Origin of the sequence: Kibdelosporangium banguiense (genome assembly GCF_017876405.1) — a bacterium.
GTDB lineage: Bacteria > Actinomycetota > Actinomycetes > Mycobacteriales > Pseudonocardiaceae > Kibdelosporangium > Kibdelosporangium banguiense.
Genome location: NZ_JAGINW010000001.1, coordinates 8,233,493 through 8,254,865 on the forward strand (window position 1 = coordinate 8,233,493; position 21,373 = coordinate 8,254,865).

Here is a 21,373-nt window from a genome sequence, read left to right on the forward strand (position 1 = left end):
ATGTCGCTGCTGAACGAGATCCGGTGCCCGGCCGACCTGCGGGTCCTGAGCGGTCCGGACCTGGACGCGCTCGCCGCGGAGATCCGCGACCGGCTCGTGACAGAGGTGTCCCGCAACGGCGGTCACCTCGGCCCCAACCTCGGTGTCGTCGAGCTGACGATCGCGCTGCACCGGGTGTTCGACTCGCCCCGCGACAGCATCGTGTGGGACACCGGGCATCAGGCCTACGTGCACAAGATGCTCACCGGCCGGGCCGGGGACTTCGCGGGCCTGCGCAGGCGAGGCGGGCTGTCGGGCTATCCCAGCAGGCAGGAGTCCGAGCACGACCTGGTCGAGAACTCCCACGCGTCGACCGCACTGTCCTATGCGGATGGTCTGGCGCGGGCCAATCGTCTGCAGGACAGGAATGCCCACGTGGTTGCCGTCATCGGGGACGGTGCGCTGACCGGTGGAATGACGTGGGAAGCGATCAACAACTTCGCCGTCGAACCGGATCGCCCACTGATCGTGGTCGTGAACGACAACGGTCGTTCGTACGCGCCGACCGTGGGCGGCCTCGCGGATCACCTGCGAGAACTGCGTTCTTTCCAAGCCACGCAGTCGATGTACGAGAACGTAGGCCTGCCCTACATCGGTCCGATCGACGGCCACGACCGCGCTGCCGTGGAGTCCGCGCTGCATGAGGCTCGTGACCGTGGCGAGACCGTTGTGGTGCACTGCGTCACGCAGAAGGGGCGCGGCCACGCGCCCGCCGAGCAGGACGAACGGGACTGCTTCCACGCGGTGCGGGCCGTATCCGCGACCAAGTCCGGTCCGAGTTGGACCAGCGCGTTCAGTGAAGAACTGCTTGCCGCCGTGGACAAAAGGCCCGAGCTGGTCGCGCTGACCGCGGCGATGGTGGAACCGACCGGGCTGCAGCCACTGCAGGACGCTCATCCGGATCGTGTCGTCGACGTCGGCATGGCCGAGCAGCACGCGGTCACGTCGGCAGCGGGGATGGCGATGGGCGGGCTGCACCCGGTCTTCTGCGTGTACGCGACCTTCCTCAACCGGGCGTTCGACCAGGTCCTGATGGATGTGGGACTGCACCGGCTCGCGGTGACGTTCGTGCTCGACCGCGCCGGGATCACCGGGGATGACGGGTCCTCACACAACGGCGTGTGGGATCTCGCGGCATTCCGGGCCGTACCGGGAATGCGTATCGCGGCGCCACGCGACCGGGCAACGCTGAGCCGGTTGCTGGCCCAGGCACTGGACGTCGAGGACGCACCGACGATGTTGCGCTTCCCGAAAGGCTCGCTCGGCGCCGACCTGCCCGTCGTCGAGCGCTTCGCCACGGACGACCTGGACAACCCGGTCGATGTGCTCGTGGCCAACGGCGACGAGGCTCTGGTGATCGCGGTCGGTTCGATGGCCGGGCCGTGCCTGGACGCGGTGATGCGGCTCCAGGAGCGCGGAATCGGGTGCACCGTGGTCGATCCGGGCTGGGTGCAGCCGGTGAACCCGGCACTGGTCGAGCTGGCCAGGCACTTCGAGGTCGTGGTGACCGTCGAGGACGGAATCCGGGCAGGTGGCATCGGTGAGGCGACCGCTGCAAGCCTGCGGGACGCCGGGATCGTGCCCGCCGAGTTGAGGGTTCTCGGCGTGCCGACCCGGTTCCTCGCGCACGGTTCACGTGCCGAACTGCTCGACGAATGCGGGCTGACCGCCGGCCGGATAGCCGATCAGATCGCCGACGCCGTGACCGCCCGTGCGGTCCAGGGGACACTCGACTCGATGCTGGAGAAGGAAGTTCTGCGATGACAGCAGTCCACTTGGGAATGCCGGCACCGTTGGTCTCACTCGCACCCCGGCGCCGGTCGCGCCAGTTGATGGTGCGTGACGTGCCGGTGGGCGGCGACGCGCCGGTCTCGGTCCAGTCGATGACCACGACCGTCACGGCGGACGTCGACAAGACACTGCAGCAGATCGCGGAGCTGACCGCGTCCGGCTGCCAGATCGTCCGCGTCGCCGTTCCTTCCCAGGACGACGCGGACGCGTTGCCGGTCATCGCGCGCAAGTCGCAGATCCCGGTGATCGCCGACATCCACTTCCAGCCGAAGTACGTGTTCGCCGCGATCGAGGCCGGCTGCGCGGCGGTACGCGTGAATCCGGGCAATATCAAGAAGTTCGACGACAAGGTCAAGCAGATCGCGGCGGCCGCGAAGGATCACGGCACCCCGATCCGGATCGGTGTGAACGCGGGCTCGCTCGACCCACGTCTGCTGGCCAAGTACGGCAAGGCGACCCCAGAAGCACTCGTCGAGTCGGCGCTGTGGGAGTGCTCGCTGTTCGAGGAGCACGGTTTCACCGACATCAAGATCTCGGTGAAACACCACGACCCGGTCGTGATGATCAACGCGTACCGGCAGCTGGCCGGGCAGTGCGACTACCCGCTGCACCTCGGCGTGACCGAGGCGGGCCCGGAGTTCCAGGGCACGGTGAAGTCCGCGGTCGCGTTCGGTGCGCTGCTGGCGGAGGGGATCGGCGACACCATCCGGGTGTCGTTGTCCGCTCCGCCGGTGCAGGAGTGCAAGGTCGGCATCCAGATCCTGGAGTCGCTCGGGCTGCGGGAACGACGCCTGGAGATCGTGTCCTGCCCGTCGTGCGGCCGGGCGCAGGTGGACGTCTACCGGCTGGCCGAGGAAGTGATGGCCGGCCTTGAGGGAATGGAAGTCCCGCTGCGGGTGGCCGTGATGGGCTGTGTGGTCAACGGCCCCGGCGAGGCCAGGGAAGCCGATCTCGGCGTGGCCTCCGGCAACGGCAAGGGCCAGATCTTCGTCAAGGGCGAGGTGATCAGGACCGTGCCGGAACACCAGATCGTGACGACCCTGATCGACGAGGCGATGAAGATCGCCGAACGGATGCGGGACGACGGCGTCGCGTCCGGCGAACCCCAGGTCACGGTGAGCTGAGGAGAAGGTGTACTCGATGGACAGTGTCCCGATCCGTCTCGATGTGCCGGCTCCCGACGGTACTTGGCAGCTGGCAGGTGACCTGTACCTGCCGTCGGGTGACCAGCCGGACACCGTACAGGTGTTGTTGTCCGGGTTGACCTACGACCGGCGGTACTGGCTTGCGCCGGGGGCTGGCAATTACGTGCGGCACATGGTCGCCGACGGGCACGCCGTGCTCGCGCTGGACCGGATCGGCACGGGGGACAGCAGTCACCCGCCGGCCATGGACGTCACCGTTCAGGCTAATGTGGACACTCTGCATGAGCTTGTTCTGGCTCTGCGGGCTGGAATCGCGGGACTCAATCCGTTTGCCCGGGTGATCGCTGTCGGGCACTCACTCGGCACGGGCATCGCCATCATCGGTGCGGCCCAGCACCGGGACTTCGACGCGTTGATTCTCACCGGCCTGACACACACGTTCGGTCCGCTGTACCAGGACGCGGTGGGTTCGCTGGAGCCCGCCGAGGGCCTGCCGGAGGGATATCTGACCACACAGCCGGGCAAGCGAGGTGTGATCTACGAGTTCGAAGGTGGCGTCGACTGGGCACTGACCGAGTACCACGAGGCCACCAAGTCCACTGTGACCATCGGTGAAGGCTCCACAGTGGACGAGATCTACCGGCCGGGCTACTCGGCCGCCGTGGACGTGCCTGTGCTGCTGGTGGTCGGTCGTGAGGACAGGCTCTTCGTCGACGCCGAGCAGGAACGCGACTTCTACCGGGGCGCGCCGGACTTCGACCTCTTCGTCGTGCCACAGGCCGCGCACTCGATCAACGTCCACCGGACCGCCCACCTGTGGTTCGCCGCGGCGTCCCGGCAGCTCGCCAGGTGGGCGGCGGCCACCCGCACCACATCGGCCTGAAGGAGGAATCAGATGCCGGAACACAACAATGGCCTGCACGCCGTAGTCCTGGGCGGCAGCCTCGCCGGAATGTGCGCCGCGGCGGCGCTTGCCGGGCACATGGGCAAAGTGACGCTGATCGAACGCGACCTGTACCCCGACGGTCCGCACTGGCGCCGCGGTGTGCCGCAGTCCCGGCATACACACAACCTGCTCGGCGCGGGACAGCGGGCCCTGGAACGGCTGTTTCCCGGTGTGCTGGCAGACCTTGGTGAGCAGGGCGTCGTCGACGTGCGGATGCCGAAGGACATGCTGGCGATGATCCCCGGCGGCTGGATGGAACGCTTCACAAGCAGGCACGTGGTGCTGTCGGCGACCCGCGACCTGATCGACTGGCGGGTTCGTAATCACCTCATGAAGCTGCCGAACATCGAGATCCGGCAGGAGTGCGAGGCAGTCGGCCTGCTGCCGCAAGGCGACGCGATACGTGGAGTGCGGCTGCGGGAAAGGGAAACCGGCGCCAAGACCGGCTGGGGAGAGCCGTACGAGTTCGAGGCGGATTTCGTCGTGGACACGACGGGACGCAACTCCCAGTCGTGCAACTGGCTGGAGGACCTTGGCTACGGGACGGTGGAGGAAAGCGTCGTCGACGCCCAATGTGCCTACGCCACATGCATCTTCGCCATTCCGCCCGATCACAAGGCCGACTGGAAGTGCATCGTCCTGCAGTCCACTCCCGAGGTGCCGCGGCAGGGCATCCTGAACCCGATCGAGGGCAACCGGTGGATGGTCTCGGTGTCCGGGGTCGGCGGCGAGCGTCCGCCGCTCGACCACCAAGGCATGGTCGACTTCGCCAAGACGTTACGCAGCACCGAGATCTACGACCAGATCCGGGACGCCGAGCCGCTGACCGAGGTCTATGGCTCCGGCCGAACCGAGAACAAACGCAGGCACTACGAGAAACTCACCCGCTGGCCGGACCGGTTCGTGGTGATGGGCGACGCGGCCGGCTCGTTCAACCCCGCGTACGGACAAGGCATTTCCGTGGCGGCAACCTGCGCGGTCGACATCGACGACGCCTTCGAGGCAGCCGGAACCCGGGACACCGGCTGTATCCCGGCCGGGCTGGCGTCGGGCCTGCGCAAGCCGATCGCCAAGCGCGTGGACGGCGCGTGGATGCTGTCGGCGAACTCCGACCTGGCGTACCCCGGCGCGGCGCCAGGACCACTGCCACTGCCCGCACGGATCGTCCAGCGTTACATGGGCCGCCTGGTGCGGGTGGCCACCAGAAGGGGACCTGCGGCGACGGCATTGCTGGACACGTATCACCTGCTGGCGCCACCCGAGGCCGTCTTTCGCCCCAGCGTTGTCGCTGAGGTGCTGCGTGGCCCGAAATCGGAGGAGAACTCGTTGACCGGCACCGTGGAGACCAACCGCCTGCTCAACCTCTATCGCAAGCGCGCCAAGCACTACGACATCATGTCCAACCGGTTGTATCTGATCGGTCAGCGGACCATGGCCTACAAACACCTGGCACTCGACCAGCTGAAACTGCGGCCGGGCGACACGGTGATCGACGCCGGCTGCGGCACCGGCCACAACCTGCCGTACCTGTCGAAAGCGGTGGGGCCCAGCGGGAAGGTCATCGGCATCGACCTGACCGACTCGATGCTGCACCTGGCCGAGGACCGGATCCGGGAACACGATCTGACCAACGTCACCCTGCACCAGGCCGATCTCACGACGTTCCAGTTCCCGCAGAAGGTCAACGGCATCGTCGCCTGTTTCTCGCTGACCCTGATCGAGGGCTACGCGACGATCGTGAAGAACGGCTACGACGCACTCGTCCCGGGCGGCCGTTGGGTGGCCCTCGACTACCGCCTGCCGGACTGGTGGCCACGCCGGGCGGTCCCCATGCTCGGCCCGGTCATCGCCCCCTTCGGTGGCCGGCCCGACATGCTGCTCAACCGCCACCCCTGGAAGGCGATCGAGCAGGGCGCCGCCGACACGCACACCCTCACCCGCTACGGCGGCTGGGTGTACGTCACCACAGGCATCGCCCCCTGATCGCCGCAATGGCCTTGCCGCGCCTGGATTGCCAGGCGCGGCAAGGCCATTGCGGCGTCAGCGCTTGGCGGCGAGGATTCCGTCGAGCAGACCGGGATACAGCGTGTCCAGATCTTCCCTACGCAGCTCCGTGATCCGCGCGGTGCCCTCAGGTCGAACGCGGGTCACGCCCGCCTCACGCAGAATCCGCATGTGGTGGGTCCGGGTCGACTTGTTGATCGGCAGCTCGATCGCCCCGCAGGCCACACCCGCCCCGATCCGGTCCATCTCCCGAACCAGCTGCAGGCGCACCGGATCAGCCAGAGCACGCAGAACCGCCTCGATACGCATCTCTTCCCGAGCCGGATGCGGAAGGTACTTCTCCTGCGCCATTACCCCATTGTACGAGACTCATCGGAGAATCGGTTCCCCCGTCAGGGATGTTCGGTGCTGTGTCTCCCGAAAGGCAGGAGCGTCCATAGGGGACTGATTTTTAGGTCTGGCCGCGGTTATTGTGGTCAGGTGACCGACCCTGTGGGCGCTGATCAGGTGCGTATCAGTACGCGTGAGCGGGAGGTGGCGATCGCGGCGCTCGGTGAGCATTTCGCTGCGGGCCGCCTGGCCGCCGAGGAGTACGAGGAGCGTCTCGGCGTGGTGGTGGAGGCCCGGTTACGGGGTGAGGTGCGGCCGGTCTTCGAGGATCTGCCGCTGCCGCGCCCGCCGTTCCTGTTGCCGGTGGCGGCCACGCCGAGCGCCCTGAGCAGCCCGCTCCCCGAGAAGCTGCGGGTCACACTGCATGCCGAGGGTGTGCTGCTGATGGAGGAAGGGCTGCCGGGTTCGATCACGTATCGCCGTTACCGTGATGGCGAGAAGAGCTATCGCTGGCGGCGTGAGCAGTTCGTCGCGGCGGTCGTGGTGACTGGGAAGCGGCTGGTGGTGTGGGCGGCTGGAATGAGGCAGGTCGACATGCCGTTCGACAGCCCGTTGCGGGCGGCTCTCGCGGTCTCGGTCAAGGGGGCCGATCAGTTGCTCATCGCGTATGACGCCGCCGCGTTCAGCGCCAGTCGGTCGGGACGTGTTGAGCTGCGGGTCCGTACCGGCCGGGCGGCTGACCTCGCGGAGTTGTTCGGGGCGTAAGCGATCAGACCGGCACGTTGTCGTCGTTGTCGTGGTAGTGCGGGTGTTCCGGGGTTTGGTCCGGCGGCTGGGGCGGTTGGGGTTTCTCGCCGCGGTGCGGTGTGCCGGTCGCGTCGATCCAGCCGACTGAGCGGCGTACGGTGATTTCCTGCCCGGCGTCGTTCCACCTGATCACCCGTAACAGGTACTTGTCGGGGTTCGGGGCACCCGGCGCCAGGTCCCCGCCGGACAGGGTGATCTTGACCTTGACGTGTTGTTCCGCGCCGTTGGCATCGGTGTAGAAGTGGTCCTCGTCGACCTCCCGCCAGGCCGACATGGTCTTCCAGTACGTGACCCTGCCGGGCACGGCAGGCGGGAAGTCCTGGCCGGACAACAGGTAGTCGTTCGCGGAGCCCATGGCCATGCGTTTGAACTCGTCGTCGTTGAACGCGGGGGCGGCTCCGGCGTCATCGCGCTGGATCACGAGCGAGCCGACGGCGGCATTGCCCGCGGTCCGCTGAAGCGCGAGAAGGTTGGCAGCGTCCATCGCCCCGTGCCGGGCGGCCACCGGACTGGCGGCCGGCGCGGCTTGCGGACCAGCCACTGCCGGCTGGTGACTCACGACCGGCCTCGTCATAGCTGTCCACAGTAGGCGCGTTCGTAGCAGGAAACAGGGGCCACCAGGTTGCCCTGACGTCCCACACGTGATGCCCCTTCGTGCAGTTTTCACTACGCGGATCGCGGGATTCGAACCCGATGGCCTCCTCGGGATGGTCGACGGGCCGACCTCGGACGAAGGGAAACCACGTTGAGTCACGTCACCGCCACTGATGGCGCGCGGATCTTCTACAAGGACTGGGGCGCAGGCCGTCCGGTTGTGCTCAGCCACGGCTGGCCGCTGAACTCCGACAGCTGGGAGGCGCAGGCTCTGTTCCTGGCCGACAACGGGTACCGGGTGATCGCCCACGACCGGCGTGGGCACGGCCGTTCCACTCAGACGTGGGACGGCAACGAGATGGACACCTACGCCGACGACCTCGCTGCCCTCATCGGATTCCTCGACCTGTCCGAGGCCACGCTGGTCGGGTTCTCCACCGGAGGCGGCGAGGTCGCGCGCTACGTCGGCCGGCACGGTACCGGTCGCGTCGCGCAGGTTGCGCTCGTCTCGGCGGTGCCGCCGTTCATGTTGCGTACCGAGGACAATCCGGGCGGGGTTCCGGTGGAGGTGTTCGACGCGATCCGTGCGGGCTCCCTCGCCGACCGGTCCCAGACCTACCAGGATCTCGCCGATGGGCCGTTCTTCGGCAACAACCGGCCGGGCGCGAATGTCTCGCAGGGGATCCGGGACGCGTTCTGGCTGCAGAGCATGGCTTCGGGGCATCGCAACGCCTACGAGTGCATCGCTGCGTTCTCGGCCACCGACTTCCGCCCGGACTTGGCCAAGTTCGACGTCCCCACGCTGGTCGTTCACGGTGACGACGACCAGGTCGTGCCGTTCGAGGTCGGTGGCAAGGCGTCGGCCGCACTGGTTGAAGGAGCGCGGCTGGTCGTCTATCCCGGCGCGCCGCACGGCATCACCGACACCCACAAAGAGCAGCTCGGCGCCGACCTGCTCGCGTTCCTGAGGGAGTACGACGCATGAGCACGATCGTTCTCGTACATGGGCTGTGGGTGACGCCGCGCAGCTGGGAACACTGGGTGCCGTTCTACGAGGCGAAGGGGCACACCGTGCTGGCGCCGGCGTACCCGGGTTTCGAGGTCGAGGTGGAGGCGTTGCGCGCCGACCCGACGCCGATCGCCACGGCGACCGTGCCCGAGACGGTGGCGCACCTGGAGAAGATCATCACGGCCCTGCCGGAGAAGCCGATCATCATGGGGCACTCGTTCGGCGGAGCGCTGACCCAGCTGCTGCTCGACCGGGGGCACGGGGCGGCCGGGGTGGTCATCAACTCCGCGCCACCCGAAGGCATCCGGGTGAACCCGCCGTCGCAGATCAAATCGCTGTTCCCGATCCTGAAGAACCCGGCCAAACGGCACCAGGCAGCGGGGTTCACGCCGGAACAGTTCCACTACGCCTTCACCAACACCCTCCCGGAACAGGAGGCCCAGGCGGCCTACGACCGGTACGCCATCCCAGCGCCGGGCAGCTGGGTATGGGCGTACGGCCTACTGGCCAACCTCACTCCCGGCAAGCAGGAAACGTGGGTGGACTTCCACAACGAGCAGCGCGCACCGCTGCTGTTCATCGCAGGCGGGAAGGACCACATCATGCCGCCGTCGGTGAACAAGTCCAACGCCAACCACTACAAGGCACCGGGCACCGTCACCGAGTACTTCGAGTTCCCCGGCCGCTCCCACTGGACATGCGCGGAACCCGGCTGGGAGCAGGTCGCCGACCACGCTCTCGACTGGGCCCTCCGGCACGCCACCGTCTGACGAGTGAGGACACACCGATGAGCAACGAAACAACCGGATTCCGGCGTCGCACGCTGCTGACCGGCGCGGCCGGCTTGGCCGGTTTGGCGGCCACCACAGGCGAGGCCGCCGCCGTCGCAAGACCGAAGCCGACCATCGTTCTGGTACACGGCGCATTCGCCGACGCTTCGGGCTGGAACGACGTCATCCACCGGCTACTGTGCGAGGGCTACCCAGTCATCGCCCCAGCCAACCCACTGCGTGGCATCCCATCCGACTCCGCCTATCTCACAAGCATACTCGCCACGATCACCGGACCGATCGTCCTAGTTGGACACTCATACGGCGGTGTCGTCATCACCAATGCGGCCACAGCCAACGTCAAAGCCTTGGTATACATCGCCGCGTTCGCCCCCGACGAAGGCGAAACAGTCGGATACCTGCAAAACCAGTTCCCCGGCACAAAACTCGGACTCGAAGCACTCGACCTGCGCCCAATCACCCAGTCCGACGGAAAACCAAGCCACGACGGCTACGTAAAGAAGGCAGTCTTCCGCGAAGTCTTCGCCGGCGACCTACCCCAAGCAGCAACCGCAGTCATGGCAGCAACCCAGCGCCCAGCAGACGTGCAGTCCCTACAGCAACTGTCCGGACCACCGGCGTGGAAAACAATCCCGTCATGGTTCCTGGTCGCCCGCGACGACCAACTGATCCCCGCCGCCGCACAACGCCACATGGCCAAACGAGCAGGTTCCCGCACCATCGAGGTCAGCAGCTCCCACGTCGCCATGATGTCCAAACCAGCCCAGACCGCATCCCTCATCCTCTCCGCCGCCCACTAGACATCCCGGCCCGGACAACGCCCTCGGCCCCCCGAAATCCAGCATACCGACAAGGCCCGACAATCCCAGGACATTCAAGCGCTTCACTGTGGACAACCCGCCACTTGTGGGCAGTTCCAGCTTGTAGATTTCGCAGTCCAGGTTTTGTCGGTCTTCAATTGTAAGCTGGAGTTCGGGGGCCGGAGGCCGCCCTGGCTCCTGTGGGGAACGCTGCCCGGAGGCCGCGGAAACCGTCAGACCGTTGCGGTAGCGCGGATTCGGCGGGCGACCACGTTCGAAGTGAGCGCGTTCTAGTCCAATGTGTCGGGTAGCGGGGGAGTGCGGGCCAGTTGGCGGCGGGAGGTGACGCCGAGCTTGCGGAAGACTTTTCGGAGGTGGTAGTCGACGGTGGCCGCGCTGATGAACAGTTGCTCGGCTATCTCGGCGTTGGTGGCTCCGGTGGCTGCGAGTCTGGCTATCGCGAGTTCCTGGGTGGTGAGGTCGTTGGCTGTGGCTGATGTGCGGCGGCGGGCTTTTTCGCCGGTGGCGGCCAGTTCTTTCGCTGCTCGGGCGGCGAAGCCGGGGGCTCCCATCTGTTCGAATATCTTCAGGGCGGTTCGGAGTTGTTCGCGGGCGTCTCGGCGGCGTTTCTGTCTGCGTAGCCATTCGCCGTAGAGCAGGTGGGCGCGGGCGAGGTCTGCGTGTGCGCCTGTGCCGGACAGGAGGGTGACTGCCTCGCGGTAGAGGGGCTCGGCGGTGCTGGCTGGGGCGAGTAGGGCGCGCGAGCGGGCCAGTACGCCCAACGCCCAGCCTGTGCCGGCGGCTGTGGCGCGGGGTGTGAGCCTGGTCAGCGTGGAGGTTGCCAGGACTCGGTCGCCGCTGCGGACGGCGGCCTCGACGAGGTCGGGTAGGACGCGGGAGTGGACGCCCACGACGTCGGATTCGGCAACCTCGTGGGCGACTGTGCGTGCGTGCGCGTAGTCGCCTCGGCCGAGGTACAGCACGACCAGGCCTATGCGCACTATGGATTGGACTGATCCGCTGCCAATCCAGCCGGCTGCCTCCAGCGACTCGTGCAGGATGGCGTCGGTGGTGGCGTCGCTGCCGTCGGCGCGCCAGGCCAGCAGTTCCGGTAGGCGGTGGATGGTCCAGAGTTCGTCGGTGGCGCCGATCGCCGCACGAACCTGGTTGCATTGGTCCAGCAGGTCTTCGGCCGCAGCCAACTCGCCCAGATATGTCTCCACTGTCGCCGAGCAGTACAACGCGGTGACGAGCGTCCATAAGGCGCCGTTCTTACGAGCGACTTCGGCAGCTCGCCGCCAGACCGCCCGGTGCAGCTCCGGCTCCCAGAGCATGATGCTGAGCGTCGTGCCTGCGAGGTGACGACGCAGTACGTGTTCCTCGGGGGTTGCCGGGTCCAGCAATGCGTCGGCGGTCCGTCGGATGTGCGGCACGGCCGACGCGCAGCCGTCCGTGATGAGTACGGTGAACGCGCGCAGCAGCAGATCCCGGACGGTCGCGCCGCCCGTGCGGGCGCCGAACTCCTCGGCAGCGTGGGCGATCTGTGCGACCGTGGTGTCGCGGATGAGGTGGCCGCCGCGCACGGTGTGCTCGATGGCCTCCAGCAACGCCTCGTGGGCGAGGTCGGGTGTCCGTTCGCCGAACGCCGACGCGGCGTCAAGGCACAGAGCTGCGCCTCCCGCGTACGCTCCCTCGCCACCGAGCACCACCAGAGTGCTCGCGCGTACGAGCAGCGCCCGGCCGCGGCCGATGTCGCCGACCAGGTCGATGCCGACACCGTCGAGCAGCTTCAGCGCCTGTAGCGGAGCCCCGGCCATCAGTGCGGCTTCGGCGGCCCCGAGCATTCGATCAGCGCGGTGCTGACCCTCGGATGTCAGTTCAGCGGCCCGGGTCAGGAACGACGCACGGGCCGCGTACCCGCCACGTGCGCTGGCCCGATCAGCCGCCTGTTCCAGCTCTGCGGCTACGGCTTCATCGGTGCCGACGCAGGCAGCGGCCAAGTGCCACGCACGACGGTCCGCGTCGGCTGACCGTGTGGTCCCTTCGGCCAGTGCGGTGTGTGCTCGCTGCCGCTGCACGCTTGTCGCGCCGCCATAGACTGCGGAACGCACCAGTGGATGGCGAAACTCCGCGGTGATCCCCAGCGCCAGCAGACGTTCCGCCTCCGCGGGACCGGAGGCGTCCAGCCCGATGTCCAGTCGTGCGGCGGCGTTCGTGATGTAGCCGATGTCTCCGCCGGGCTCGGCCGCGGCCAGCAGCAACCAGGTCTGTGTCGCCTGCGGCAGTGCGCGTACCTGGCGCACATAGTGTTCTTCGAGTTGGCTACCGATCGGTAGCGGGTCGGGCAACGACAATCCACCGGTCAGGTGGCCGGTCGACAGCTCCTGTCCGAGGTCCGTCAGGGCGAGCGGGTTACCGCCGGTCGCAACCGCGATACGTGCGGCGACAAGGCTGTCCAACGGCCCAGGCACCACTGCCTTCAGCAGTTCCACGCCGTCCGGCTCAGACAGCCCGGCCATCTCGAGCACGGTGAGCCCGGCCAGCGCGTCGATGGTGCCGCGTGTGGCGAACAGCAGACCAATGCCCTCCGCATGCAGGCGACGGCCGACGAACGCCAATACGCCCAGCGACTCGTCATCCAGCCACTGCGCATCGTCGACACAGCACAACATCGGCTCACCAGCTGCGACTTCGGCAAGCAACGTCAGGGTCGCGAGCCCTACCAGGAACCGATCGGCCGGCGGTCCGTCGAGCTGCCCGCACGCCACCCGCAACGCGCGATCCTGCGCCGTGGGAAGACCGCGCGGGACAGTCAACAGCGGGATCAGCAGCCGGTGCAGCGCCGCGAACGGAAAACCGATCTCAGCCTCGACCCCTGCCACCCGGATCACGCGCAGGCCCTCAGCCCGTGTTGTGGCGTGGTTGAGCAGCGCTGTCTTGCCGATACCGGCATCGCCTTGCAGAACAAGCACTCCGCTCAGCCCACCACGAACCGTGGTGACGAGATGGTCGAGGCGTTCGCGCTCCGCTCGACGGCCGTGAAGCCTCACCAAAACCCCCAGGAACCATGACAAAAACGACGAAACCAAGGGTAGAAGTGGGGCGAGCGGGCGGCAGGGCTGTGAGTGCACGCAACTCGGCTGACAGTGCAATATGTGAGCGTTAACAGAAAGGCGTGCGATGCCCTTTGTGCTCAACACAGCGGACTTACCGGCCAAGGACCGCGTCGAGGCCGTCCACGCGGCCATGTTGCAGGCGTCCGCTCCCTGTTACGTCATCCACGAAGACCCGGACGGCGACGTCCACGCGCTCATGGGGGTGTGGGACCTGGGCAGCGCCAACATCTTCACCAACCGTGCCTCGGGCATCCGGCTGTTGCGCACCGCCAAGCAGGCCAAGCAGGACGTCGAACCGGTGGTCGCGCTGTCGGTCCAGCAACTGGCCCATGGCCGGCACGAACAGCTGACCGTGCGGCAGGTGATCAGGCCAGGCGAGTTGATGGCGGTCGACCTGTCAGCGCCCTACGAATTCTCCTGGCCCGGCAATGGTGCCGCCGGTTGCGTCCAGATCCCGTTCGAGCAGCTCGGCCTGTCGGTCGACATCATCCGGAGCGCAGTCGGCAACCTGCGTGCCAGCCCCCTCTACCAGCTGTTTGCCAATCACGTCGCCCACCTCAGCCGGGACGCCGACCGCCTCAGCGCCGATCCGGGGGCCGCCATTCTCGGCGCCGCCACTGTCGAGCTGGCCCGGGCGCTGCTCATCTCGGCTGCCCGTCCTGATCAGCACTCGAATGCGGTGATGCACCAGACGCTGCTCACCCGTGTGCGCGCCTACGTACGCCAGCACCTCACCGACCCCGACCTCAGCCCGGCCACGATCGCGGCCGCGCACAACGTCTCGCTGCGTTACCTGTACAAGATCTGCGCCCAAGCCGGCTTCAGCCTCGAACAGTGGATCATCGGTGAACGGCTGCACGGCGCCCGGGAGGAGCTCATCCGGCCCGGCAGCCGCGGCCGCACCATCGCGATGGTCGCCCGGCAGTGGGGATTCAGCGACCCGACCCATTTCACCCGGCGGTTTCGCAGCGCATACGGCGTCACACCGAGCGAGTGGCGAGCACGGCCAGGTGGTGCAGGGAGTTGACGGGATGTTCGGCGCCATTCCGGCACCACCGCGGAAATCAGTGTGCGGCGAACTGGAGGCCGGTGGCCTGGGTGACATCGGGCTTGACCGGCAAGGGGTCCACGACCAGGCGCTGGCCGTGGATGTCGGTGACCGCGATGGCCCCGCCGCACCCGGAACCGCTTTCGGAGAGGAAGTAGTTGTAGTCGGCCCGCGACAGCTGCTTGAACTGCCCGCCCGACTGGACTTCCAGCCGTGCCACCGGATTGCGGTGATCAATGACCTGGATCGCACACCAGTACTGGCTGGACCCTGTCTTGTAGCGGATGGAGATCTTCTTCGACAGCTCGGGACTGGCCAGCGTCCACGTGACCGGGATCTGGCCCTGGCTGGGTGCCGCCAGCCGGGCGAACGCCTCCGCGCTCAGGTCCAGCTGCCCGGCCTTGCACGGCGCCGGGCAGAGATTGGTGATCCGCACTGTCAGGCTCGCCCCGTTGGCGGCGCGGACCAGGACATAGGCGCCACAGGCCTTGGAGCCCTCGTAGTCCGCCGTGTTCATCGCGGCGGTCAACGGGTCAGGGCTGGGGTCGTACGAGCACGCTCCGCTGCCGTTGGAGTCGTAGAACGTCGCCACCCCGCTGTGGGGCACGCCCGGCTTGATCCTGCCGGCCAGTGACGTGTCACCCGTGGCCGCCGCGGGGGCGGCCGTCTTCGTCGAGGCGGTGGTCGAGGTCGAGGTGGTGGACGTGGTCGTGCTTGTCGGCGTGGGTGCTGGCTCGCTTGTGGTCGGCGTGGTCGTGGGCACGCTGGACGGGGTCGCAGTTGTGACATTGGCTGCGGCGACAGGCTCACCCACGACGCTCGTCTGATCGCGCATTGTCACGACACTGATTCCTGCCAACAGCAGCGCGACCACCGCGGCCGCCAACCACCGTCTGGACATCACAACTCGGCATCATATGGGCGAGCGGCCCGTCCCGGACCTGGATGCCTCAACCGCATAAGTTCGAGGCGAGGTCCTCGGCAAGTGCGCGCACTGTCGCGGTTGGAATGATCGCGAGCCGGGCAAGCCGAAGCAGTGTGGCCGAGGGCGGCAGGGTGAGCAGTTCGGTGTGGACCAACCCGGGGACATGCCGTTCGATCACGGTCCGTGCGGCGGGGTTCTGCAGCAGTTCCAACAGGGGCGTGTCGAGTAGTTCGGTGGCGGGCAGGTCTCCAGGTGACGGAAGTGGTTCCGCGACTGTGGTCGCGCGTGCGGCCTGCGCACGGACGAGGAGGTGTTCCGGGCATGGTTCGGTGTCGAAGGGGAGACCGAGTCGTTCGAATTGGCTGGCTGGGGCGTCGTTTTCGTGCATGAGCCGGGCGAGCAGGCGGAGCATGCGTAGTTCCTGCTCGTCGTCGGCGAGCGGGTGGTGCTGGGCCGGGTCGGTTTCGAGGTCGAACAGCAGGGTGCCGTGCCGCCAGGGGTTCATCCAGCCTGTCGCGGCCGGCATTCGCATCAGCCTTAGTCCTTTGGTGAAGGGCAACGGGTCGGCGGGTTCCCAGTGGGCGAGTTCCTGGGTGCTGAAACGGGACCGCATGTGGGTGGGCATCAAGGTGTACTGGTCGAGCGGGGTGTTGGCCTCGGTCGCGGCGGCTCGCATGTAGACGAATCGGCCGTCGGTGACGTTGACGTGTCCGCCGTGGATACCGAACAGGACTCCGTCGGGCTCATCGTGGTCAGCGAGGTCGTGGCCCTGCATGTCCTGCGGGGGTTCTAGACCGAAGTACCGCAGGATGGTGGGCGCGATGTCGATGGTCTGGGCGAGTGCGCTCCTGCGGGTGCCGTGTTCGCCGGTGCGTGGGTCCCACAGGAACATCGGCAAGTGGACGAGTTCGTTGTACCAGGGCATGACCGACTTGGCCCACCAGCCGTGCTCGCCGAGCAGATAGCCGTGGTCGGTGTTGACGAGCAACATGGTGTCGTCCCACATGTCGTGGGCGTCCATGAAGTCGAGGATTCGGCCGAGCGAACGGTCGCACATGGACACCAGGGCCGCGTACTCGTGCCTGGCATGCTCCACTTGGGACGATGGCTCGGTGACTTTCTCGTAGCCGGGCCAGTCGAACTTGGGTCCGTTGTAGTCGTGCGGGTAGAGATCTTTGTAGTTCTGGTGGGTGAAGAACGGTTCGTGTGGGTCGAACAGTTCCACTTGCAGCAGCCAGTTGTCGGCGGCGGCGTTGGTCTCCAGGAAGTGCAGCCCGGCGTCGACGGTCCGGGTCTGGGAGTGCTCGGCCTCGGTGGGCATGTACCGCCGGTTGATCTCGTCCTGACGGCGCATCGCCGCGAACGGAACAGTGGGCCCGCCCACGACTCCCTTCCACGGGTCGCCTTCCTGGCCGCGGAAGAATTCCCACGTGGTGTACCGGGTGTGGTAGGTGGCGCCGCCGTCTTCCCAGTAGTGCGGGTGGTCTGAGGCTAGGTGGGTGTGGATGCCGTTGTCCCGCAACAGTTGTGGCATCGAGTCGTCGAACGGTTCGAGTGGGCCCCAGCTGCGGTGCAGGAAGTTGTGCCGGCCGGTGTGCATCTCGCGCCGGGCGGGCATGCAAGGCATGGATCCGGCGTAGAAGTTGTCGAACGTGACCGCGCGTTCCGACAGCCTGCGGAAGTTCGGCGCCTGCACGAACGTGTCCGCGTAGGGCGGCAGCATGTGCCGGTTGAGGCTGTCGAACATGAGAATGATCGCCCTCATCGGACGCCCTCGCGGTTGTGTGCCTTCCGGACACCTTGGGCCGCGCCGTCGAGCAGGCTTTCGCGCAGTGCCTCGCAGGCGGCGACGTGCGCGTCCATTGCGGCGGCGCCGGTCTGGTGCGACCACTCGCCGATGAAGCCGGCCAGATCCGTGTCGAACGCCCACGCGGGATCCAGCGGCAGTTTCCGGTCCCGGAAGCGGAACCGGGCGATCTCGTCACGCCGGGTGCTGATCTCGGTTTCCAGCAGGCGGAGCACCTCCTCGACGCCCATGAACCCGGCGAAGCTCAGCCGGACCCCGAACTCCGGGTCCTGGAATCGGGTGGGCGGGTGATAAGGGCCTGTCAACCAGTCGAGGAACAGTGTCGTGCCCTCGTCGGTGACGTGGTACCGCTTGGCGTCCTGGGCACCGGGCCGTGGCTCGACGGTGTGCGTCACCCAGCCCTCGTCCTCCATTTTGGACAGTGACCGGTACACCTGGCTCATCTGGGTGTTGGATCGCTGGAACCGCCCGACGGTGTCGAGGTACTTCTTGAGGTCGTAGCCCGTGCTGGGTTTTTGCAGCAGCACGCCCAACAGGATGTTCTCAAGCTTCATCGCCAGCGTCCTTCATGTCGAGACGACCGTGAGACCTCGCCGACAGGGTACTCCACAAGTGTCATGGTATTCTACAACTCATATGGTTGGTTGGCTCTGGTCATGCGAGGATGCGGGTATGCCCGGATGTTGCCCACCATCGCGATCCACACAGGACCAGGCCCGGACACCTGTCGAGCAGGGGCGGACTGACCGGGACGGCCTGGTCTGGGTGCCTGGCGGGGTGTTCCGGATGGGCACTGAGGACACGGACGGTTTCCCGGAGGATCACGAGGGTCCCGTCCGCGAGGTCACAGTGGCGCCGTTCGCGATCGACGCGTGCTGTGTCTCGAACGAACGTTTTGCCGAGTTCGTGGACGCCACCGGCTATCGCACGGACGCGGAGAAGTTCGGCTGGAGCTACGTGTTCGCGAAGTTCCTGCCCGGCGAGCTGCGCAAGCAGTCGCCACGACCGGAAAGGACACCGTGGTGGTGTGGTGTGTCCGGCGCGTTCTGGCGGCATCCCGAGGGGCCGGGGAGCGATCTGGACGGCCGCTGGGACCATCCCGTCATTCACATGTCGTGGCACGACGCGGTCGCCTACTGCGAGTGGGCAGGACGGCGGCTGCCGACCGAGGCGGAGTGGGAGTACGCGGCCCGGGGCGGATTGGACCAGGCGCGGTACCCGTGGGGTGACGAGCTGACCCCGGACGGTGAGCATCGATGCAACATCTGGCAGGGCCGATTTCCGGTCAGCGACACCGCTGAGGACGGCTACTCAGGCACCGCGCCCGTAGACGCCTTCGCGCCCAACGGTTTCGGGCTCTACAACATGTCCGGCAACGTCTGGGAGTGGTGCGCCGAATGGTTCGACCCGGCCCAGGCCAACCGCGCCATGCGCGGTGGCTCGTACCTGTGCCACGACTCGTACTGCAACCGCTACCGCGTGGCCGCTCGCACAGCCAACAGCCCGGACAGCTCTTCTGGCAACCTTGGCTTCCGTACCGCCGCGGATTCGAAAATACGTTGAGGAGTCTGCAGGCGCGGGCATAGCGTCGATGATCGTGATCAATGCTGGAGATGACCCCGCGGACGGCTGGTTCCCCGAGAGCGTGGCCGTCGGCTATGACGACCCGGGCGGTGCGAACTCGTCCGAGGTGGTGACGCCCGCGGTGGACGTACTCGAAGATCTGGCCGACGGCCCGGTACTCGAGTTCGCGGTCGGGACCGGCCGGATCGCCGCGCCGCTGGCCGCTCGCGGCGTGCCGGTGAGCGGCATCGAACTGAGCCAGGCGATGGCGGCACGAATCGCGAGCAAGCCGGGCGGCGACAGCATCGAGGTCACGATCGGCGACATGACCACGACGCGGGTGGATGGTCAGTTCTCGCTGGTCTATCTGGTGTTCAACACAATCAACAACGTGACCACACAGGACGGTCAGGTCGACGTTTTCCGCAACGCGGCCGCGCACCTGCGGCCGGGCGGCCTGTTCCTCGTCGAGGTGGGCGTGCCGAACCTGCGTCGCCTCCCACCCGGGCAGGACGCCGTCCCGTTCGTGGTGACGCCAGGCTACGTCGGGTTCGACCAGTACGACGTGGTCACGCAGGAGTTCACGTCGAACCACGTCACCGTGCCCCCGGACGGGAAGGGACGGTTCCGCCGTATCCCCTTCCGGTACGTCTGGCCGGCCGAGATGGACCTCATGGCACGCATCGCGGGAATGAGCCTGAAGCACCGCTGGGCCGGCTGGGACCGCTCGGAGTTCACCGCCGAGAGCACCAAACACGTGTCGGTCTGGGAAAAGCGGTGAGTCAGGGCCCGAACAGCGGCATCACCCAGTAGTTGGCGTTGTGCCATGTGTCGGTCGGGAATCCTCCGTCGACCCCATAGTGGTACACGCCCGCAGCGGGTGGTGCGGTGAACGGTGCGGTGATCACCGCACCGGTGAAGTACTCCTCGGTCTGCGCGTAGCCGCCTGAAGGCGTGTAGTAGGACACGACATAGTCCGTTCCCTCCACGGCAGGGACGGGCGTGCTGAGCGTGATGCGTTGGCTGTAGACAGCCGATCCTGCGGCTTGCTCGCCGAGCAGTGTTCCGTCCGGCCCCCAGACACGCAGTGTGACGGGACCACTGTAGGAACCGCGGTAGATGATCGCCCCGGTGATGTGGCCGCTCCGGTCGAGCCGGGTGCGTATCCCTACTTCCACCGGCTGGTCGTCCGCCTCGTTGATCTGCGGTTTGCCAGGCAGCGACGGCAGCCGGAAGCGGTCGCCGGACAGTGTCACCGTGCCCGGCTCGCCGACGTGCAGGACCACAGGGCCGTTGACGACGCCTACGGTGCTGTTGGTCGAAGCGCGTGAGTAGAGGTTGACCGTTCCGGGCTCGGTGGGAGTGAACACATACGACCATGTCTCGTCGGCGTATTCGGCCTGTTGCCAGGTTTCGCCCTCGTCGGAGGAGACCTCCACGGAGACCACGCCGCCGGCCTCACCGTTCACGGCCACACCGGCGAGTAATACGGGAGTTCCGGTGTCGATGCTCGCACCGGACGTGGGTGAGGTGAAGTGGGCGATGGGGTAGTCGGCATGGGCCACGCCGACCGGCACCGCCAGCACCATGATCACTGCCAGGAGTACTGATAACAGTCGGGACATACCCGTGCAGCGGCGGATCCGTTCAGTCCGTTACGGCTTTTGCGTTCGGCCGGAACAGATTGAGCCGAACGCGTGCCTCGCGTTCGGTCCTGTGGCGTGAGAGGCTACCGGCGAAATGCCGCCGCGCGAGGAGATCCGTCCGTTGAGTGAGAACACTGTGATTGTGGCTGGGCAGGAACTCGTCTGTCGCGAGTCGGCCGGCACCGGGCGGCCGGTGGTGCTGGTGCACGGCAACTCGTCCTCCAGTCGTACCTGGCACGCCCTCATGGATGGGGCCTTCGGCGCGCAGTTTCGTTGCCTGGCATTGGATTTGCCGGGGCATGGCCGGTCCAAGCCCGCAGCGGACACGGACCTCTACTCGATGCCCGGTTACGCAGGCATCGTGGCCGGGTTCATGGCGGCCACCAGTGCGGAGGACGCTGTTGTCGTCGGCTGGAGTCTCGGTGGGCACATCGCGCTCGAGGCAGCGCCGCAGCTGCCGGACGCCGCCGGGTTCGTGATCTTCGGGACGCCACCAGTCGGGTCACCGGCTCAGCTCGCCGAGGCGTTCCTGCCGAACCCCGCGATGAACGTGGGCTTCACCGCCGAGGTGGATGCCGACGCCGCCCGGTCCTACGCCGCCAGCTTCCTGGCACCCGGTTCGACGTTCCCGCTGACGGACTTCGTCGCCGACATCCTGGCCACCGACGGTGCCGCCCGCGCCGGACTGATGGCAAGCATCGGTGCGGGCCGGTTCACCGACGAAGTACAGATCGCCGCTGAGCTGTCACAGCCACTGGCGGTACTGCACGGCGAGGGCGAACAACTCGTCAGCCTGGACTACCTGCGCAAGCTCACCATGCCGACAATGTGGCGCGGGGGAGTGCGAATACTGCCCGGCGCGGGCCACGCACCGCAGGAAGAAGCGCCTGAGAAGTTCGCCGCCGTGCTGACAGAGTTCGTCACCGAGCTGCCCTGAACCGCCCCTGCTGCAGATCCTGATCTCTACCGCTCAACGCCAGTCGGCCGGCGCGAGTCGCGCCGGCCGACTGGG

At 67.0% G+C, this 21,373-nt stretch carries 20 protein-coding genes; 13 read left to right on the forward strand and 7 right to left on the reverse strand.

The features are described from left to right. Genes JOF56_RS37410 through JOF56_RS37425 form a run of 4 tightly spaced genes read left to right on the forward strand, consistent with a single transcriptional unit; the run spans window position 1 to window position 5,904 of the window. Complete coding sequence (locus JOF56_RS37410; RefSeq protein ID WP_209644142.1) at window positions 1-1,803, forward strand: 1-deoxy-D-xylulose-5-phosphate synthase; 1,803 nt, start codon at window positions 1-3, stop codon at window positions 1,801-1,803. Next, window positions 1,800-2,954: a flavodoxin-dependent (E)-4-hydroxy-3-methylbut-2-enyl-diphosphate synthase gene (gene ispG, locus JOF56_RS37415; RefSeq protein ID WP_209644143.1), complete on the forward strand. Its 1,155-nt coding sequence runs from the start codon at window positions 1,800-1,802 to the stop codon at window positions 2,952-2,954. The genes JOF56_RS37410 and ispG overlap by 4 nt, the downstream gene beginning before the upstream one ends. A 16-nt stretch (window positions 2,955-2,970) precedes the next feature. Beyond that, entirely contained in the window at window positions 2,971-3,858 is an 888-nt protein-coding gene (locus tag JOF56_RS37420) for an alpha/beta hydrolase (RefSeq protein WP_209644144.1), read from the forward strand. Window positions 3,859-3,870: 12 nt separating this feature from the next. Next, window positions 3,871-5,904 (forward strand): methyltransferase domain-containing protein, encoded by a 2,034-nt coding sequence (locus tag JOF56_RS37425; protein ID WP_209644145.1) that lies wholly within the window; start codon window positions 3,871-3,873, stop codon window positions 5,902-5,904. A 57-nt stretch (window positions 5,905-5,961) separates the two neighbouring features. On the opposite strand, the gene JOF56_RS37430 is transcribed toward JOF56_RS37425, so the two are convergent. Beyond that, window positions 5,962-6,276: an ArsR/SmtB family transcription factor gene (locus JOF56_RS37430; RefSeq protein ID WP_209644146.1), complete on the reverse strand. Its 315-nt coding sequence runs from the start codon at window positions 6,274-6,276 to the stop codon at window positions 5,962-5,964. 129 nt (window positions 6,277-6,405) lie between these two features. Between JOF56_RS37430 and JOF56_RS37435 the strand changes: the two genes are divergently transcribed. Then, window positions 6,406-7,020 (forward strand): DUF1707 SHOCT-like domain-containing protein, encoded by a 615-nt coding sequence (locus tag JOF56_RS37435; RefSeq protein ID WP_209644147.1) that lies wholly within the window; start codon window positions 6,406-6,408, stop codon window positions 7,018-7,020. A 4-nt stretch (window positions 7,021-7,024) separates the two neighbouring features. On the opposite strand, the gene JOF56_RS37440 is transcribed toward JOF56_RS37435, so the two are convergent. Beyond that, the gene (locus JOF56_RS37440; protein ID WP_209644148.1) at window positions 7,025-7,636 is read right to left on the reverse strand and encodes a hypothetical protein; all 612 of its coding nucleotides are present in this window, start codon (window positions 7,634-7,636) and stop codon (window positions 7,025-7,027) included. Between the two features lie 171 nt (window positions 7,637-7,807). On the opposite strand from JOF56_RS37440, the gene JOF56_RS37445 reads away from it, so the two are divergent. The 3 genes from JOF56_RS37445 to JOF56_RS37455 are packed head-to-tail and all read left to right on the forward strand — an operon-like array spanning window position 7,808 to window position 10,256. After that, window positions 7,808-8,641: an alpha/beta fold hydrolase gene (locus tag JOF56_RS37445; protein ID WP_209644149.1), complete on the forward strand. Its 834-nt coding sequence runs from the start codon at window positions 7,808-7,810 to the stop codon at window positions 8,639-8,641. Then, window positions 8,638-9,435, forward strand: coding sequence for an alpha/beta hydrolase (locus tag JOF56_RS37450; RefSeq protein ID WP_209644150.1), 798 nt, complete (start codon window positions 8,638-8,640; stop codon window positions 9,433-9,435). Before JOF56_RS37445 ends, JOF56_RS37450 begins: the two co-directional genes overlap by 4 nt. Window positions 9,436-9,452: 17 nt before the next feature. Next, entirely contained in the window at window positions 9,453-10,256 is an 804-nt protein-coding gene (locus JOF56_RS37455) for an alpha/beta hydrolase (protein WP_209644151.1), read from the forward strand. A 290-nt stretch (window positions 10,257-10,546) separates the two neighbouring features. Here JOF56_RS37455 and JOF56_RS37460 read toward each other — a convergent pair whose 3' ends face one another. Next, window positions 10,547-13,306, reverse strand: coding sequence for an ATP-binding protein (locus tag JOF56_RS37460; RefSeq protein ID WP_307855432.1), 2,760 nt, complete (start codon window positions 13,304-13,306; stop codon window positions 10,547-10,549). Between the two features lie 130 nt (window positions 13,307-13,436). On the opposite strand from JOF56_RS37460, the gene JOF56_RS37465 reads away from it, so the two are divergent. Beyond that, on the forward strand, window positions 13,437-14,399 hold the full coding sequence (locus JOF56_RS37465) for a helix-turn-helix domain-containing protein (protein WP_209644153.1): 963 nt from the start codon (window positions 13,437-13,439) through the stop codon (window positions 14,397-14,399). 37 nt (window positions 14,400-14,436) lie between these two features. Here JOF56_RS37465 and JOF56_RS37470 read toward each other — a convergent pair whose 3' ends face one another. After that, window positions 14,437-15,027 carry an expansin EXLX1 family cellulose-binding protein gene (locus JOF56_RS37470; protein ID WP_307855433.1) on the reverse strand — a complete coding sequence of 197 codons (591 nt, stop codon included), beginning with the start codon at window positions 15,025-15,027 and terminating at the stop codon, window positions 14,437-14,439. A 37-nt stretch (window positions 15,028-15,064) separates the two neighbouring features. Here JOF56_RS37470 and JOF56_RS60345 point away from each other — a divergent pair, with 37 nt between their 5' ends. Then, window positions 15,065-15,247 (forward strand): hypothetical protein, encoded by a 183-nt coding sequence (locus JOF56_RS60345; RefSeq protein ID WP_307855434.1) that lies wholly within the window; start codon window positions 15,065-15,067, stop codon window positions 15,245-15,247. Between the two features lie 123 nt (window positions 15,248-15,370). On the opposite strand, the gene JOF56_RS37475 is transcribed toward JOF56_RS60345, so the two are convergent. Continuing rightward, complete coding sequence (locus tag JOF56_RS37475) at window positions 15,371-17,110, reverse strand: sulfatase (RefSeq protein WP_209644155.1); 1,740 nt, start codon at window positions 17,108-17,110, stop codon at window positions 15,371-15,373. After that, window positions 17,107-17,706 (reverse strand): PadR family transcriptional regulator, encoded by a 600-nt coding sequence (locus JOF56_RS37480; protein ID WP_209644156.1) that lies wholly within the window; start codon window positions 17,704-17,706, stop codon window positions 17,107-17,109. The genes JOF56_RS37475 and JOF56_RS37480 overlap by 4 nt, the downstream gene beginning before the upstream one ends. Before the next feature lie 118 nt (window positions 17,707-17,824). Here JOF56_RS37480 and JOF56_RS37485 point away from each other — a divergent pair, with 118 nt between their 5' ends. Both JOF56_RS37485 and JOF56_RS37490 read left to right on the forward strand, forming a co-directional pair. Further along, on the forward strand, window positions 17,825-18,715 hold the full coding sequence (locus JOF56_RS37485; RefSeq protein WP_209644157.1) for a formylglycine-generating enzyme family protein: 891 nt from the start codon (window positions 17,825-17,827) through the stop codon (window positions 18,713-18,715). A 37-nt stretch (window positions 18,716-18,752) separates the two neighbouring features. Beyond that, window positions 18,753-19,496: a class I SAM-dependent DNA methyltransferase gene (locus tag JOF56_RS37490; RefSeq protein ID WP_307855817.1), complete on the forward strand. Its 744-nt coding sequence runs from the start codon at window positions 18,753-18,755 to the stop codon at window positions 19,494-19,496. 1 nt (window position 19,497) lies between these two features. Here the strand turns inward: JOF56_RS37490 and JOF56_RS37495 are convergent, their stop codons facing one another. Beyond that, the gene (locus JOF56_RS37495) at window positions 19,498-20,340 is read right to left on the reverse strand and encodes a DUF4082 domain-containing protein (protein WP_209644159.1); all 843 of its coding nucleotides are present in this window, start codon (window positions 20,338-20,340) and stop codon (window positions 19,498-19,500) included. A gap of 142 nt (window positions 20,341-20,482) precedes the next feature. Between JOF56_RS37495 and JOF56_RS37500 the strand changes: the two genes are divergently transcribed. Continuing rightward, complete coding sequence (locus tag JOF56_RS37500) at window positions 20,483-21,298, forward strand: alpha/beta fold hydrolase (protein ID WP_209644160.1); 816 nt, start codon at window positions 20,483-20,485, stop codon at window positions 21,296-21,298. The last annotated feature ends 75 nt before the right edge of the window (window positions 21,299-21,373 follow it).

What these genes read in the sequence shown, in the direction of transcription:
- JOF56_RS37410 (WP_209644142.1), top strand. Translation starts at nt 1, where the DNA reads ATGTCGCTGCTGAACGAGATCCGGTGCCCGGCCGACCTGCGGGTCCTG.
- ispG (WP_209644143.1), top strand. Translation starts at nt 1,800, where the DNA reads ATGACAGCAGTCCACTTGGGAATGCCGGCACCGTTGGTCTCACTCGCA.
- JOF56_RS37420 (WP_209644144.1), top strand. Translation starts at nt 2,971, where the DNA reads ATGGACAGTGTCCCGATCCGTCTCGATGTGCCGGCTCCCGACGGTACT.
- JOF56_RS37425 (WP_209644145.1), top strand. Translation starts at nt 3,871, where the DNA reads ATGCCGGAACACAACAATGGCCTGCACGCCGTAGTCCTGGGCGGCAGC.
- JOF56_RS37430 (WP_209644146.1), bottom strand. Translation starts at nt 6,276, where the DNA reads ATGGCGCAGGAGAAGTACCTTCCGCATCCGGCTCGGGAAGAGATGCGT.
- JOF56_RS37440 (WP_209644148.1), bottom strand. Translation starts at nt 7,636, where the DNA reads ATGACGAGGCCGGTCGTGAGTCACCAGCCGGCAGTGGCTGGTCCGCAA.
- JOF56_RS37450 (WP_209644150.1), top strand. Translation starts at nt 8,638, where the DNA reads ATGAGCACGATCGTTCTCGTACATGGGCTGTGGGTGACGCCGCGCAGC.
- JOF56_RS37455 (WP_209644151.1), top strand. Translation starts at nt 9,453, where the DNA reads ATGAGCAACGAAACAACCGGATTCCGGCGTCGCACGCTGCTGACCGGC.
- JOF56_RS37465 (WP_209644153.1), top strand. Translation starts at nt 13,437, where the DNA reads ATGCCCTTTGTGCTCAACACAGCGGACTTACCGGCCAAGGACCGCGTC.
- JOF56_RS37475 (WP_209644155.1), bottom strand. Translation starts at nt 17,110, where the DNA reads ATGAGGGCGATCATTCTCATGTTCGACAGCCTCAACCGGCACATGCTG.
- JOF56_RS37480 (WP_209644156.1), bottom strand. Translation starts at nt 17,706, where the DNA reads ATGAAGCTTGAGAACATCCTGTTGGGCGTGCTGCTGCAAAAACCCAGC.
- JOF56_RS37485 (WP_209644157.1), top strand. Translation starts at nt 17,825, where the DNA reads ATGCCCGGATGTTGCCCACCATCGCGATCCACACAGGACCAGGCCCGG.
- JOF56_RS37495 (WP_209644159.1), bottom strand. Translation starts at nt 20,340, where the DNA reads ATGTCCCGACTGTTATCAGTACTCCTGGCAGTGATCATGGTGCTGGCG.